Origin of the sequence: Aggregatibacter actinomycetemcomitans, assembly GCF_003130205.1 — a bacterium.
Lineage (GTDB): Bacteria > Pseudomonadota > Gammaproteobacteria > Enterobacterales > Pasteurellaceae > Aggregatibacter > Aggregatibacter actinomycetemcomitans_A.
The window spans coordinates 76,192-91,542 of the sequence record NZ_NRDF01000004.1 but is presented as its reverse complement, the minus strand read 5'-3'; the positions used below and the strand labels follow the sequence as shown (position 1 = coordinate 91,542).

At 46.4% G+C, this 15,351-nt stretch carries 14 protein-coding genes; 3 read left to right on the top strand and 11 right to left on the bottom strand.

What is annotated here, in order from left to right; genetic code table 11:
* Nucleotides 1-227 precede the first annotated feature (227 nt).
* The 3 genes from mutT to secM all read right to left on the bottom strand — a co-directional run bounded on the left by mutT (nt 228) and on the right by secM (nt 3,798).
* Nucleotides 228-632 (bottom strand): 8-oxo-dGTP diphosphatase MutT, encoded by a 405-nt coding sequence (mutT, locus tag DK423_RS04815; RefSeq protein ID WP_005555408.1) that lies wholly within the window; start codon nt 630-632, stop codon nt 228-230.
* Nucleotides 633-708: 76 nt separating this feature from the next.
* Nucleotides 709-3,408, bottom strand: a complete 2,700-nt coding sequence (gene secA, locus DK423_RS04810; protein WP_109043889.1) for a preprotein translocase subunit SecA — start codon at nt 3,406-3,408, stop codon at nt 709-711.
* Between the two features lie 72 nt (nt 3,409-3,480).
* Entirely contained in the window at nt 3,481-3,798 is a 318-nt protein-coding gene (gene secM / locus DK423_RS04805; protein ID WP_005555411.1) for a secA translation cis-regulator SecM, read from the bottom strand.
* Nucleotides 3,799-3,889: 91 nt separating this feature from the next.
* Between secM and DK423_RS04800 the strand changes: the two genes are divergently transcribed.
* Together DK423_RS04800 and DK423_RS04795 are read left to right on the top strand one after the other, a co-directional pair.
* A complete protein-coding gene (locus DK423_RS04800; RefSeq protein ID WP_005555415.1) occupies nt 3,890-4,201 on the top strand; it encodes a DciA family protein in 312 nt (103 codons plus the stop codon).
* Between the two features lie 120 nt (nt 4,202-4,321).
* On the top strand, nt 4,322-4,732 hold the full coding sequence (locus DK423_RS04795; RefSeq protein WP_005555417.1) for a MerR family transcriptional regulator: 411 nt from the start codon (nt 4,322-4,324) through the stop codon (nt 4,730-4,732).
* 67 nt (nt 4,733-4,799) lie between these two features.
* On the opposite strand, the gene uvrA is transcribed toward DK423_RS04795, so the two are convergent.
* Nucleotides 4,800-7,631, bottom strand: a complete 2,832-nt coding sequence (gene uvrA, locus DK423_RS04790; RefSeq protein ID WP_005555419.1) for an excinuclease ABC subunit UvrA — start codon at nt 7,629-7,631, stop codon at nt 4,800-4,802.
* A gap of 170 nt (nt 7,632-7,801) precedes the next feature.
* Between uvrA and DK423_RS04785 the strand changes: the two genes are divergently transcribed.
* Nucleotides 7,802-8,281, top strand: coding sequence for a single-stranded DNA-binding protein (locus DK423_RS04785; RefSeq protein ID WP_005555421.1), 480 nt, complete (start codon nt 7,802-7,804; stop codon nt 8,279-8,281).
* 93 nt (nt 8,282-8,374) lie between these two features.
* Here the strand turns inward: DK423_RS04785 and DK423_RS04780 are convergent, their stop codons facing one another.
* The 7 genes from DK423_RS04780 to DK423_RS04755 all read right to left on the bottom strand — a co-directional run bounded on the left by DK423_RS04780 (nt 8,375) and on the right by DK423_RS04755 (nt 15,337).
* A complete protein-coding gene (locus DK423_RS04780; RefSeq protein WP_005555423.1) occupies nt 8,375-8,953 on the bottom strand; it encodes a 4Fe-4S single cluster domain-containing protein in 579 nt (192 codons plus the stop codon).
* The gene (locus DK423_RS11500) at nt 8,953-9,084 is read right to left on the bottom strand and encodes a hypothetical protein (RefSeq protein WP_267895856.1); all 132 of its coding nucleotides are present in this window, start codon (nt 9,082-9,084) and stop codon (nt 8,953-8,955) included. Before DK423_RS11500 ends, DK423_RS04780 begins: the two co-directional genes overlap by 1 nt.
* Nucleotides 9,085-9,086: 2 nt before the next feature.
* Nucleotides 9,087-10,862 carry an AAA domain-containing protein gene (locus tag DK423_RS04775; protein ID WP_196755749.1) on the bottom strand — a complete coding sequence of 592 codons (1,776 nt, stop codon included), beginning with the start codon at nt 10,860-10,862 and terminating at the stop codon, nt 9,087-9,089.
* A 354-nt stretch (nt 10,863-11,216) separates the two neighbouring features.
* Entirely contained in the window at nt 11,217-12,071 is an 855-nt protein-coding gene (locus DK423_RS04770; protein WP_005555429.1) for a Dam family site-specific DNA-(adenine-N6)-methyltransferase, read from the bottom strand.
* A gap of 2 nt (nt 12,072-12,073) precedes the next feature.
* Complete coding sequence (gene aroB / locus DK423_RS04765) at nt 12,074-13,162, bottom strand: 3-dehydroquinate synthase (RefSeq protein ID WP_005555430.1); 1,089 nt, start codon at nt 13,160-13,162, stop codon at nt 12,074-12,076.
* Nucleotides 13,163-13,188: 26 nt separating this feature from the next.
* Nucleotides 13,189-13,716, bottom strand: a complete 528-nt coding sequence (gene aroK / locus DK423_RS04760) for a shikimate kinase AroK (protein ID WP_005555432.1) — start codon at nt 13,714-13,716, stop codon at nt 13,189-13,191.
* Between the two features lie 256 nt (nt 13,717-13,972).
* A complete protein-coding gene (locus DK423_RS04755; protein WP_005555434.1) occupies nt 13,973-15,337 on the bottom strand; it encodes a type IV pilus secretin PilQ in 1,365 nt (454 codons plus the stop codon).
* Nucleotides 15,338-15,351: the final 14 nt, after the last annotated feature.

Below are 15,351 nucleotides of genomic sequence, written 5' to 3'. Positions count from 1 at the left end.
TGGCTTGCAAATATTTTATATCTATTGGGGAATACTATTTTTATATTCATTTAAAGAAAAAATAAATAATTTATTTAGTAAAATACGAGGAAAAAATGAGAGAAATCGATAATTTATCTTTAGTTTTTGGCGGTTCTCCAGTAAAAATAGTTGCTGCTGTTTCTAAACGCGAAATTCTCTCTTTTTATTTGTGATTTGTCAGATTTGGTCTGATCTTCTACGGATAATTAATCTCCACTTTCCGCCAACAGTCGTTGAATTAATTTAGCATTTGCCGGCGGAAATTGTTCGGCATCCAGTTCGTTTTGCGCTAACCAGAAACCGTCTTGTCCTTCGCGTCCGAAAGGTTCACCGACCCATTCTTCCACCAGATAAAAAAAGAACGAAATGACTTTGGTGGGATACTCAAATTCAAAGCGTTCAAACAATTGGGCATTTAGCACCACGATGCCGATTTCTTCTTCCAGTTCACGTTTGAGCGTCTGTTCCGGTGTTTCCCCTTTATCCACTTTACCGCCGGGGAATTCCAGAGCTTGCGCGAAATCCTGCCCTTCCAGACGTTGGGTTAAATAAATTTTTCCGAATTCGTTGCGAATAATCCCGGCTGCAACCTGTACAAGCGGTTTCCTCATGCGGTTTCCTTTAAATTGAAAGCGAAAAGTGCGGTCAAAAATTTCCGTGTTTTTTACCGCACTTTATCTCACGACATTAATGTCTGGCACGGCTGCCGTGGCAATGTTTGTATTTCTTGCCGGAGCCGCACGGGCAAGGCTCGTTACGACCGATTTTGTGATGTTCTTCCGTGCCCTGTTGCGCGCCTTGTGATTCTTCGTTGTTATACTGCATGGCGGCGGCTTCGCGCTGTGCCAGTTCCTGACGCAAATGTTCCGCCTCTTCCATTTCTTCCGCGGTGCGAACCTGAACGCGACTTAAGGTGGTAACCACGCTTAATTTTAAGGCATCCAACATTTCCGTAAACATTTGGAAGGACTCTTTTTTGTATTCCTGTTTCGGATCTTTTTGTGCGTAACCACGTAGATGTATACCACGACGCAAATGATCCATAGCGGATAAATGTTCTTTCCAAAGTTCATCTAAGGTTTGCAACATGACGCCTTTTTCAAAGTTGCGCATGGTTTGTTCGCCCGCCAATTCTTCTTTGCGTTTGTATTCGTCCACGGCAGATTGAATAATGCGCTCGCGCAGAGTTTCTTCATGCAGATGATTGTCTTCATCCAGCCATTTTCTGATTGGCAGATCCAAGGCAAAATCTTGTTTCAAACGTTGTTCCAGGGCAGGAACATCCCATTGTTCTTCCAAGGATTGCGGCGGGATATATTGATCAATCACGCTGTTGAACACATCCTGGCGAATCACATCAATAGTTTCCGAAATATCGTCATTTTCCAGCAATTCGTTACGCTGCTCATAAATGGCGTGGCGTTGATCGTTTGCCACATCGTCAAATTCAAGCAGGTTTTTACGCCCGTCGAAGTTATGCGCTTCTACTTTCGCTTGCGCGGAAGCGATTACTTTCGCCAGCAGCTTGGATTCCATGGCTTCGGCTGTATTACTGAAGGCTTTACGCATCATGTTGAGTTTGCCTTCATTGAGGTAAATACGCATTAACGCGTCTTCCAAAGACAGGTAGAAACGGGAAGAACCCGGGTCGCCCTGACGTCCGGAGCGACCGCGCAGTTGGTTGTCGATACGACGGGATTCGTGGCGTTCGGTACCGATAATGTGTAACCCGCCGGCATTTTTCACGATGTCATGGCGTTCCTGCCATGCCGCTTTAATGGCTTCAATTTGTTCTGCTGTCGGGTTCTCCAGTTTATCCACTTCCGCTTTCCAGTTACCGCCCAACACGATGTCGGTACCACGCCCCGCCATGTTGGTGGCGATAGTTACTGCACCCGGATAACCCGCATTTGCTACGATTTCCGCTTCCTGTGCGTGGAATTTGGCGTTCAGCACGTTGTGTTTGATGCCCGCTTTATCCAATGCGTTGGAAAGCAATTCGGATTTTTCGATAGAAATCGTCCCCACCAACACCGGCTGTTGACGTGCTACACAATCTTTGATGTCATCAATAATGGCGTTGAATTTGTATTCTTCAGTTTCAAACATGACATCGGTGCGGTCGTCACGAATCATCGGACGGTTGGTTGGAATGACCACCGTTTCTAAACCATAAATTTTTTGGAATTCAAAGGCTTCCGTATCCGCTGTGCCAGTCATGCCCGCCAATTTTTCGTATAAACGGAAATAGTTTTGGTAAGTGATGGAGGCGACGGTTTGGTTTTCGCTTTGAATGCGCACGCCTTCTTTGGCTTCTATGGCTTGGTGTAAGCCGTCGGACCAGCGACGACCCGCCATGGTACGACCGGTGTGTTCGTCCACGATGACGATTTCGCCGTCTTTGACGATGTAATCCACATCGCGCTCAAACAGCGTGCGAGCACGCAATGCCGCCATAACATGGTGCAGTAAGGTGATTTTTGACGGTGAATAAAGGGATTCGGTGTCTTTCATGAAACCTTGTTGAATCAACCATTGTTCACATTTTTCCTGACCGCGTTCGGTTAAGTGCGCCTGTTTGGTTTTCAAATCTAAGGTGTAGTCGCCGGTGCCTTGATATTCTTCCGTATCTTCTTTGTCTTGTTTAATCAAGTTCGGGATCAATTTATCAATGGCGATGTAAAGCTCGGAGCTGTCTTCCGCCTGACCAGAAATAATCAATGGAGTACGTGCTTCATCAATTAAGATGGAGTCCACTTCATCCACCAAGGCATAATATAAATCCTTTTGGAAGCGTTCTTGCGGCGAGTGCGCCAGGTTGTCACGTAAATAGTCGAAACCTAATTCACTGTTGGTGGCGTAGGTAATGTCCGCTGCGTATGCCGCACGTTTTTCTTCCGGTGACAAGCCCGGAATGTTTACGCCCACGGTCATGCCCAAAAATTCAAATAACGGACGATTGGTTTCCGCATCGCGGCGCGCTAAGTAGTCATTCACGGTCACCACGTGTACCGCTTTGCCCGGCAAGGCGTTCAGGTAGCAAGACAAAGTGGCGGTTAAGGTTTTTCCTTCACCGGTACGCATTTCCGCGATACAACGATCGTTAAGCACCATGCCGCCGATAAGCTGCACGTCGAAGTGACGCATACCCAGCACACGTTTACTGGCTTCACGCACCGTAGCAAAGGCTTCCGGCATCAGGCTTTCCAAGGTTTCGCCCTTGCCTAAACGCTCACGGAATTCGGCAGTTTTGGCTTTCAGCTGTTCATCACTTAAGGCTTCAAATTCCGGTTCTAATTTATTAATTTTAACGACGATTTTATTGAGGCGGCGTAAGATACGATCGTTACGGCTGCCGAAGATTTTAGTTGCAATAGTTCTAAGCATAATTTTTTCTTTTAAAAACAGATAAATGAAATCGTTTAACGAAGTAAACGACGGAATAGATAAAGATCGAAGTTAAATAAATTGAGGTCCGGCACGAATCGGCGCATTGGGAACGAAAGGCGAACGCGCAAAGTGCGGTTCATTTTGCGGGAGAATTTCAACATTCAATGGCGTATGTTGCGGTTGGTGTTGCAACTGACGGGTTTGTTGCAGCAACGCAACGGTCATCAAAATCTGCGGCGCATTTTGCTGCTGAGCGTTTTGATAATTTTCACTGCCGACGGAAGAAGAATAATTCAGTTCCTGACCAGCGGGCAAAACAAAAATCGCAAGCATGCCAAGCAGCAGTTGCGACCAAAAATGATGTTTGCTTTTGTGAGAAATTATCATAAGGATTTCAATATCAAAAAATTGTCGGTATTGTAGCGGAAATTCGCTACAATGTCATAAATATTAGGACGAAAAGGCGGAAAACAAGGCGATGCGTTATCAAAAACCGGTAAATATTCAAACATTATTACAGGATTCGCCGTTGGCAAAAATCATGCAAAAAGGTATTCGTCTAAATGAATTAAATCAACAGGTTAACGGATTTTTTTCACCTGAGTTCAAGGGCTTGTATCGCATTGCCAATATAGAACAACACAGCTTGCGCATTGAAGTGGCGAATGCCATGGTGCGGCAAAGTTTTTTGTTTCGTCAGCAGGAATTATTGCGGTTAATTCAGCAACATTTGCCGGAAATTACGCAATTAACCTTTTACATCAACCCCGAATTTCGCCTCGGCGCCTAAAAGTATTCACAATCAAGACCGGCTTGATTGTTCACCTCTTCGGGGCCGTCGGCAGAGCAGACGTTCAAAAAGCGTTGCTTTTTGTGCGGTCGTTTTCACGGACGTTTTTGCGGAGATAACATGAAAATAGGGAAGTTAGCCAAAGCCGTAGGATGCAGCGTGGAAGCCATCCGATTTTACGAACAAAAAGGCTTAATGCCGCGCCCGCCCCGTTCCGCCGGCGGTTTCCGTTTATACACGGACGAACATCTGCAACGCCTGTCGTTTATTTGTTACTGTCGTTCCTTGGATATGTCCCTTGACGAAATCAAATTGCTGTTGAGCCTGGAAAGCGCTTCCGAACAACAAAAAGCGGAAATCAATCAATTGCTCGACCGACATATCCAAGACATCGCCAAACATATCTACCGCCTGCAACATTTACGCATGAATCTCATCCAATTGAAACAACAATGCGGCGAAGTGAATCAGCAACAAAACTTACTGCGAATCCTGCAATACAGTCAGGTAAAGTTTAGGCCGTTGAAGTAAAAACGCCGCCAAAACCGACCGCACTTTTGTCTTGCCACAAAAAGTGCGGTCGGAAAACGAAGCGTTTTTAGCCTTTTGCCAAAATGCCTTTGAGGAAGCGGGCGGTGTGCGATCCTTCCGCCTTGGCGACCTGCTCCGGTGTGCCGGTCGCGATAATCTGCCCGCCGCCGCTACCGCCTTCAGGGCCAAGATCCACAATCCAGTCGGCGGTTTTAATCACGTCTAAATTATGCTCAATAACCACGATGGTGTTGCCTTGATCGCGTAAACGGTGCAACACGGAAAGCAATTGCTTGATGTCGGCAAAATGCAGCCCCGTAGTCGGTTCGTCCAGAATATACAGGGTTTTGCCCGTATCCCGTTTGGAGAGTTCCGTCGCCAGTTTCACCCGTTGCGCTTCCCCGCCGGACAGGGTGGTGGAGGATTGCCCCAAGCGAATGTAGGACAAGCCCACGTCAATCAGCGTTTGCAATTTACGCGCAATCATCGGAATGGCGTCGAAAAACTCGCGCGCATCTTCCACGGTCATGTCCAGCACCTGATGAATGGTTTTGCCTTTGTAGCGAATTTCCAGGGTTTCGCGGTTGTAGCGTTTACCTTTACATTGGTCGCAAGGCACATACACATCGGGCAGGAAGTGCATTTCCACTTTGATCACGCCGTCGCCCTGGCAGGCTTCACAACGCCCGCCACGTACGTTGAAACTGAAACGCCCCGGGTTGTAACCGCGCGCACGGGCTTCCGGCACGCCGGCGAACAGTTCGCGAATCGGCGTGAATACGCCCGTATAAGTCGCCGGGTTGGAGCGCGGCGTGCGCCCAATCGGGCTTTGGTTAATATCAATGACTTTATCGAAAAATTCCAAACCTTTAATCGACTTGTACGGCGATACCTCGGCATTTTCCGCACGATTCAAGGCGTTTTGTGCAATAGGGAACAGGGTGTCGTTAATCAGTGTGGATTTGCCCGAGCCGGACACGCCGGTGATGCAGGTAAATAAGCCCACGGGAATGTCTAAATTGACGTTTTTCAGGTTGTTACCGGAAGCGCCGAACAGCTTGAGCATTTTTTTCTTATCAAGTGCGGTGCGTTTTTTCGGTATTTCGATCTTTTCGGCGCCCGATAAAAATTTACCCGTGAGGGAATTCGGATTTTGCATGATTTGTTGTGCGGTGCCTTCGGCGATGACGCTACCGCCGTGCACGCCCGCGCCCGGTCCGATGTCGATGATGTGGTCGGCGCTTAAAATGGCGTCTTCGTCATGTTCCACCACGATGACCGTGTTACCTAAATTTCGTAAATGAATCAGCGTGTTAAGCAGACGTTCGTTGTCCCGTTGGTGCAAGCCGATGGACGGCTCATCCAACACATACATCACGCCCACTAATCCCGCGCCGATTTGGCTGGCGAGGCGAATTCGTTGCGCTTCACCGCCCGAAAGGGTTTCGGCGGAGCGGGAAAGGGAAAGATAATTCAAGCCCACATTCACCAAAAATTGTAACCGCTCTTTTATCTCTTTCAGGATCTTTTCCGCGATTTGGGCTTTTTGCCCGCTGAGTTGTAAATCGCCGAAGAAATCTAATGCTTCACCAATGCTTTTTTCCGACACATCCGGCAGGTTGGTTTGCTCAATATATACATTGCGCGCTTCCGGGCGTAGCCGTGAACCGCCGCAATCGGCGCACGGGCGGTTGCTGATGTGTTTGGCGAGTTCTTCGCGCACCGACATGGATTCCGTTTCTTTATAACGGCGCGCCATGTTGTTCAAAATCCCTTCAAAGGCATGGCGGCGCAGCACCACATCGCCGCGATCATTCATGTATTGAAACTCGATTTCTTCTTTGCTGGAACCGTTCAAAATAATCTGTTGGATTTTTTTCGGTAATGCTTCAAACGGCGTTTCAATATCGAAATGGTAGTGTTTCGCCAGGGAAGTGAGCATTTGATAATAGTAGAAATTACGGCGATCCCAGCCTTTAATGGCGCCGTTGGCGAGAGAAATGCCCGGATTTTGCACCACGCGTTTTTCATCAAAATATTGTTGTACGCCCAAGCCGTCACAGGTCGGGCAAGCGCCCGCCGGGTTATTAAAAGAGAACAGGCGCGGTTCCAGTTCCGGCACGGAGTAGCCGCAATGGGGGCAGGCAAAGTTGGCGGAGAACACCAATTCTTCCGCTTTCGGATCGTCCATGTAGGCAACCACTGCCGTGCCGCCCGATAATTCCAGCGTGGTTTCAAAGGATTCCGCCAATCTTGTGGCTAAATCCGACCGCACTTTAAAGCGATCCACCACCACTTCAATAGTGTGTTTCTTCTGCAATTCCAGTTTCGGCGGATCGGATAAATCGCAAATTTCTCCGTCGATACGGGCGCGAATGTAACCTTGTGCGGCAATTTGTTGCAACAGCTTAACGTGTTCGCCCTTACGTTCTTTCACCACCGGCGCCAACAGCATCATTTTTCTGTCTTCCGGCAGGGAAAGCACTTTATCCACCATCTGGCTGATGGTTTGCGCGGTGAGCGGCACATGATGGTGCGGACAGCGCGGTTCGCCCACGCGGGCAAACAATAGGCGCAGGTAATCGTGAATTTCGGTAATCGTCCCCACCGTTGAACGCGGATTGTGGGAGGTGGATTTTTGCTCAATGGAAATCGCCGGTGAAAGCCCTTCAATGTGGTCCACATCGGGTTTTTCCATTAATGATAGAAACTGGCGCGCATAGGCGGAAAGGGATTCCACATAACGGCGTTGTCCTTCCGCATACAGCGTATCAAACGCCAGCGAAGACTTGCCCGAACCGGATAAACCGGTGATAACGATGAGTTTGTCGCGTGGAATGGTTAAGTTAATATTTTTCAGATTGTGGGTTCGTGCCCCACGAATGTCGATGGTATCCATAATAGATTTTATAAATGAAAGAAGTGTAAATTTGCGACAATTATCGCATATTCTTAAATAACTGTGCAAATATCCAGTTAATTTTGTTGAAAGCGTGGATTTCTTTCTGATTTTCAGGCAGAATAGGGCAAATTTTTTTACAGTAAAATCGAATAAAAGAAGAGGATATTATGGCTGGAGTAAATAAAGTGATTATTGTCGGTAACTTAGGTAACGATCCTGAAATCCGCACCATGCCGAACGGTGAAGCCGTCGCCAACATCACTGTTGCCACCAGTGAAAGCTGGAATGACAAAAACACCGGCGAACGCCGCGAAGTCACCGAATGGCACCGCATCGTATTTTATCGCCGCCAGGCGGAAGTCGCGGGTGAATACCTGCGCAAAGGGTCTAAAGTGTACGTCGAAGGACGCTTAAGAACCCGTAAATGGCAGGATCAAAACGGTCAAGATCGTTACACCACCGAAATCCAAGGCGATGTCTTACAAATGTTAGACAGCCGCGCCGATCGCCAATCCGGCGGAAACTACGCACCGTCCGCCCAACCAAGTTATCCAAGCCAACAACAAAGCGCCCCACGCAGCGCGCCGGCAAGTAAACCTGCCGCTGAGGCGCCGATGGATAATTTTGATGATGATATTCCGTTCTGAGTTACATATAAATTAAAAGTGTAAAATATAATACTTAAAACTCGAGAGAACCCTTTGTTTAAAAGGGTTCTCTTTTTTACATTTATTTTGTTGCTATCCAATTTTAAAGGGAAGTCCGTTTCCTTGGATTTGTCCGTTTGAATTGAACCTCCACTCATTGGTTACCGCCAACTCTCGGGTTTCAATCTCAGTCGAATAACGGTTGGTCAAATAATGGAATTTTTGGTTTGTCGATCCGACCCAGTTTCTGACGTTTTCGATTTTCGTATTATCGAATTCGCCATCAATCAGAAGGTCTGTGAAGTTTAGTAGTCTTTGGCTGCCTGAAAATTTATTTTCCAGCAGTTCGGTGTATTCATAACCGGAAAAAACCATGACGGATAAGTCCAGATTCCGTGCTGCTTCGGCGATGTCGGCTAATCCCTCTGCCTGCAAAAAAGGTTCGCCGCCAAGAAAGGTAACGCCCTCCAAGGGGGATTTTTCCAGGGTGTTTTGGAGCAGGCGGATAATTTCGTTTGAGCGCATAAGATGTGCGGGTTTGATTTTCAACAATTCTCCGTTGCAGCAGCCTTTACAGCGCTTTAAACAGCCTTGAACCCAGATAACGAAACGCAATCCGGGTCCTTCGGCTTCGGTCGCTTCAATAATATGGGCAATGTTAAGCCAGTGCATTATTCCAACTCAAAATCAAAATGTCTTCCGGCTTGCAAGACTTTTAGTGTTTTGCCTTTTAATTTATTCGGCTGTTCGACTTGGTCAAATAAAAATTCTGCCAACGGGTCAAACAAATATTTAGTCAACACATTTAACACCCCGCGTCCGCCATGCTGTTGATTGACTTGTTTAAAGCAAAATCGCTGTGGCGCAAGGCTTCAGCAGAATCTTCACCGTTGAGCAAACCGATAAGCTGCACAATACTTTCCACATCGCGGCTTTGTTGCCTGAATGCGTCTTGCTGTGCGGCAAATTCGGTTTTCGCCTGAGTCAATGCTTGTTCAGCCTGTTTCAGACGACCTTGATTAGTGCGGTATTCACTGTGCAGTTGTTGCAAATCATGTGCCACAAATTCGGCTTGATTCACCCATTCGCGCAGTTTGTCGGTTTCAGACGACAATTCGTTAAAAGGTTTCAGATGTTTTTCATCAATATAATTTTTCAGCGAAACATAATGTTTGCTCAAGACGCTTTCACCGGTGAACTGTTTGCCTTCTTCTGTAATACGGTTGGCATTTTTTGCCAAACGGATGGTACGCAATTCGGGATTGTTTTGTAAACGGGATAAGGCATTATCCAATGCATCATGTGCCTGACTTGCCAATAAAACATTTTCCCCACGCTTGGCAAACTGTAGGCAGGCTTCGGCAATTACTGTGGTTTTCCCTGTCCCCGGCGGACCTTGAATCAGACAGATGTCCGGCACGGCAAGCATTTTTTGCACGGCGGATTTTTGTTTGTCGTTCAGATGTTTATTTTCCCATTCGGTAATTTCGGGAATTTCGTTCGGCTGATTAGCGTTTTCAATATCAAAAAGATAACTTGAAAGATACGGTGCATAACAACCTTCGTTTTGCTGCAGGTTTTGTACCGCTCTGCGGTGGCGGTCAATCAGAGCCAAATCGCCGACTAAAGAAATAGAGAGAAAGCCACTCTCGGGCATATTTTTGAACAGGACATTGATTTTCTCTTGGCGCGTTTTGCCTTCGTCTTTGTTGCTATCGTCCTCAAATCCGGCAATGCGGTTGCTTAACTCTTCGGAAATATCGACAAATACGTCGGCAAACACAGCTTTGCTGAAATCAAAATTGCTCTTTTCATCGGCTTCACTCTGCAAAACTTGGCGGAAATGTTCGCAAGCCTTCAGCTTTTCTTTATCAGAATTGTTTTTTTGAATGATTTTGATGCCCTGATTCGCTAATTGCCCCAATTGTGAAAATGCACTATCCACAGAGGAGGTCTCTTTCTTCGGCAGAACAAAACGAAATGGCTCGGTTGAAACTTCGGTTTTAAATGTATGCAAGCTTTGACGGTTGAATGCGGCACGGGCTTTTTTTAATGCCTCTTCATTTTCTGCAATCACCAAAAAATGCACTTGACCTTTTTCCTCGTCAAACTGCCAACGAAGATAGCGCAATCCTTGGGTTTTATGTTTGATAAGCTTGTTTTTAAAAGAGAGAAAATCCAACCAACTCGCCAAACGCGCTTTGGTTTTTACGGCATATTTGGGCAGGGATTTGGTAAATTCCGGTGTTAATAGATTAGAAATACCGCGTTTGGGATATTGACCCTCTTTTAATTGATGAAATACAGCTTCGACTTGTTGCTCGTAATTTGTCGGCTCAGGCTGTCCGTGTGTCAGGAACACGCTTTCAGGAATAAAAATCGGATTTTTTGTTGCAGTCGGACAAAAACCGATAACTGCAACGGCAATCTTGTGTGAAATATGTTCGTTGAAAATCGGATGACTGTTGATGCGGATAGAAAGAGCGATGCGCTCATCGGCTTTATCTTTTAAAGACAAATTTGCCAAATGAACTGGGATCGTTGTATCGCCGTCAGAAAGTGAATTGAACTGAAAAAACATCTCACAAAATTCTCGGGCAATGTCTTCGTAATTTGTCCCTGACAATTTGGGAAACAAATTTTTATAGGAACGGAAAACTCGGTCAATACTTTTGCCGAGTTTTTCTTGTGTAACTTGATTTGGATGTTTTGCTTCTGTGTCAGGTAGACGAAAATAAATATAACCTGAATTAGTGGGTTGGTTATTGTTCATTGGTTTTAGGTCTTGTAAAAACGAATTAATAAGTATTAGTTTTTTAGTTAAAATATTGTAACTGTATTTTTTAAAAAGTAATGCTAAAAAGAATATATAAATATGAAAATTTCAAAAATGTGATCTTGATCTACTATTACACTACATTTTTATCGTTAAACATCATTTTCCCTGCTTAAACATCGCAATCAATTCTCTTACCTTAATTCGTTTATGCGGCGCTTGGCTGATGAAACGTTGTACTTTTAAGCGACGGATTTTGGCGCCTTGATAGATTTCGCGGGTGAAAGGGGTGTCGTGGTTGGAGATCAACACTTGAATGTTACGCTGTTCCATGGTGTGTTTGGCGAGGTTGGCGAGATCACGCTGGTGGGCGATGGAGAATTCATTGCCGGCGTAATTGGTGAAATTGCTGTCTTGTGAAAGCGGGGCGTAGGGCGGGTCGCAGTAAATCACGGAGTTTTCGTCCGCCATTTTAAAGGTTTGTTGAAAATCGGCGCAAATAAAGACCGCACTTTGTGCTTTGGCGGCAAAAAAACGCAGTTCTTCTTCCGGGAAATAATGGGTTTTGTAATCGCCGAAAGGAACGTTGAATTCGTTTTTGGAATTGTAACGGCATAATCCGTTAAAACCGAAGCGGTTTAAATAGAGAAACAATATGGCGCGCTGAAAAACGTCGGTGCTTTGATTAAATTCCTTGCGTTTGCCGTAGTAGTAAATTTCGGTGTTGGCTTCCAGGTGAAAGAAAATCGGTTTGCACGCTTGAATATAGCGTTCCACATCCAGTTTGACGATGTTAAAGAGGTTGATTAAGTCGGGGTTGATGTCCGCCAGAATGTAGCGTTTGAAGTTGCTGTTGAGAAACACCGCGCCAGCGCCGACGAAAGGTTCAACCAAGCATTGTTTGCGTTTCGGCAATAAGCGGTTGATTTCGTCCGTAAGGCGATATTTACCGCCCGCCCATTTGAGAAACGGGCGGCTTTTGGCTGGCGTAGCGGGTTTGGCGGGTTCAGGCATAATTAATCGAATTGAGAACAACGGTGGATGGCGTCAATGACCAAATCTTGATTAACATCCGTTGCCACATAAGCCTGACCGAGGGATTTGAGCAGCACCAAACGCAATTTGCCGTTCAGCACTTTTTTATCGCGCATCATTAACGGTAAGTAATCCTGCGCCGTCATGCCGTCCGGTGAAACGGTAGGTAGATTGGCTCTTGCCAAGAGTTTCTCCAGGCGCGCCACATCGGCTTCGGTTAAATCGCCTAATTGCTCTGATAACGCCGCCGCCATCATGCAACCGGCAGCCACCGCTTCGCCGTGTAGCCAGTTGCCGTAGCCCAAATGGGCTTCAATGGCATGACCAAAGGTATGACCAAGATTTAACAGCGCACGATCGCCTTTTTCCGTTTCGTCCCGTGCCACAATGTCCGCTTTTAATTGGCAGCAGCGGGCGATACATTGCCGGAGCGCGGATTGATCTAAGGCGATCAGGTCGTCAATGTGTTGTTCCAGCCATTCAAAGAAAGGGAAATCTAAAATCGCGCCGTATTTAATGACTTCCGCCAAGCCGGCATTCACTTCGCGTTTTGGCAGAGTATTTAGGGTCAGGGTGTCCACGATGACGGCATTCGGCTGATAAAAAGCGCCGATCATGTTTTTGCCTAATGGGTGGTTTACGGCGGTTTTGCCGCCTACGGAAGAATCCACTTGTGCCAGTAAGGTGGTTGGAATTTGAATAAAGCGCACGCCTCGTTGATAGCTCGCCGCCGCGTAACCGGTAACATCGCCGATAACCCCGCCGCCCAAGGCGACAATGGTGGTGTCACGACCGTGATTGGCTTGTAAAAGTGCGGTGAAAATCAGGTTTAAAGAGTCAAGGGTTTTGTATTGTTCGCCATCGGGCAATAATACGTGCTCAACGAGACAACCGATTTTTTCCAGCGTGTCGGTGACGGTGGTGAGGTAATATTGTGCAACGGTCGGATTGGTCACGATCATAACTTTGTTGCCCGGTTTTAGCGGATAACAATGGGGATCCGTCAATAATCCGGCGCCGATATGAATCGGGTAGCTTCTTTCTTTCAATTCAACACTTACACACAACATTATTTATTTTGCTTTTTGGTCGTTACTTAACCGTTATAGTTATCAATCAAGTCGATAATCTGCGTTGCCATGACCTTAGCGCTTTGGTCATCAGTAGGGAGGGTAATGTCTGCTACGTCTTCATACAGCGGATTGCGGATTTTTGCCAAATCTTCCAACACCTGACGCGGATCGGCAACATCTTGCAAAAGCGGGCGCTTTTTATCCCGCTGGGTGCGTTGATATTGCTTTTCAACAGTGGTTTCCAGATAAATTACAATACCGCGCGCGGCAAGCTGGTTTCGATTGTCCTTAGATAACACTGCACCGCCGCCGGTAGATAACACGATGCCTTGACGTTGCGTTAATTCGTTAATAATACGTTCCTCTCTTTTACGGAAACCGGCTTCGCCCTCAACATCAAAAATCCAGCCAATATCTGCGCCGGCGCGTTCTTCAATTTCTGCGTCGGTATCTACAAAATCCATGTTAAGCAATTGAGCAAGTTGACGACCAATGGTGCTTTTGCCTGCCCCCATTGGCCCCACTAAAAAAATATTACGTTTTTCTGCCATTGTTATAATCTTAAATTATGTCGTCGAAAAGAATGTGATCTTTTAGAAAATAAGAAACGACCGTAACATACTCAGATATGGTCGTGTGAAAGCTTTTGAATATAGAGTTGAAAAGATCACCCCCAAATTAGGGGGGGATTATCGCAATAAACCGCTACTGTTTTCAACCTAAACAGGACAATTATTTTATCTATTATGAGGAAAAGCAAAATTATTTCCTATTTAGGTCCCTTTTATTCTCTCCCTTTGCCGTGATTTAGTCATTTACTCCGACTCGCTTTTGTTTGGAAGCGTTCGGGGTTTCGCCTTTACGCAAAATATGTGGCGTGACAAAAATCACCAGCTCGCGTTTTTGATGGCGTTCACTTTCCTTGCTGAATAAATGTTTAATGCCCGGAATGTCACCCAGCACCGGCACTTTGTCGGTGCCTTTGGTGATGGTATCGCTAAATACACCGCCCAGCACGATGGTTTCGCCGTCCTTGGCGAAGACTTGCGTATTAATCTCCTGTTTATCAATAGAAACCACTTCGCCCAAACCGTACGCCACACGGCTGCCCGGCGAGTTTTGGCTGACGATGAGATCCAACAGAATTTGTTTATCCTGCGAAATGTGTGGCGTGACTTCCAAACCTAATACCGCCTCACGGAACTCTACGCTTTGCGAACCGCTTTTTTCATTCACCAGAATATAGGGCAACTCCGTCCCCTGTTTGATGCTGGCGCTTTTTTTGTTTGTCGTCAGCAGGCGCGGGCTGGCGATGATTTCCATATTATTTTCCCGTTCAAGTGCGGTCAATTCTAAGTCTAAAAGTCGCCCGTTGATTTTTGCCACCTGTAACGCCACGGAACCTGCCGGTGTCGTGGTCGTGGGAAAATTCACGTTTAACTGATTGGCAAGGTTATCAAAGCCGTTGCCCGCTAAACTGCCGCCGATACGATGGGCGTTTTCCGTCGGGCTGAAAATCCCCCAGCGTACGCCCAGTTCTTTCAGGCTTTCATCGTTAATGGTGACAATGCGCGCTTCAATAACAATTTGTTCAATGGGTTTATCCAGTTCTTTAATCAGCTTTTTAATGTTGCGGACGGAGCGCGGTTCATCCTGAATCAGCAACAAATTGCTGCGGTCGTCGAAAGTGATACTGCCGTTAGGTGATAACAGAGAACCGCTTCCGCCGGTAAGGGATTTCATCACTTCAGAGGCTTTGGCGAAGTGTAATTTTATGGTCGCGGTGGTCAGCGACGCGGGCTCTTCTGTTATCGGGGCGGCAAGGGAAAAAGGTTCTTCCATTTTGCCGGCAAATTTCGCATTGGTGTCGCCTTTGGTGAAGTAATAAATGCCATTTTCCTGCCATAAATCCAGTTGCTTAATTTTCGCCACAGAACGGAACAGCTGATCCAAATCCACATTTTCCAACTGCAACGACACCGTGCCTTGCAGCTCGTCGTCAATAATCAAATTGGTATTGTGCGCTAACGCCAGCTGCTGCAAGGTCGGAACCAGCGGCGCCTGTTTCAGTCGAATGGAAAACAGGGGATTTTGTTCCGCCTGCACCGCAAGACTTAAAAAACACCCGAGAAACAGACCGCACTTTAGCCGTCGGGAAAGAATCGATTTCATGCTATTTCCTTCAA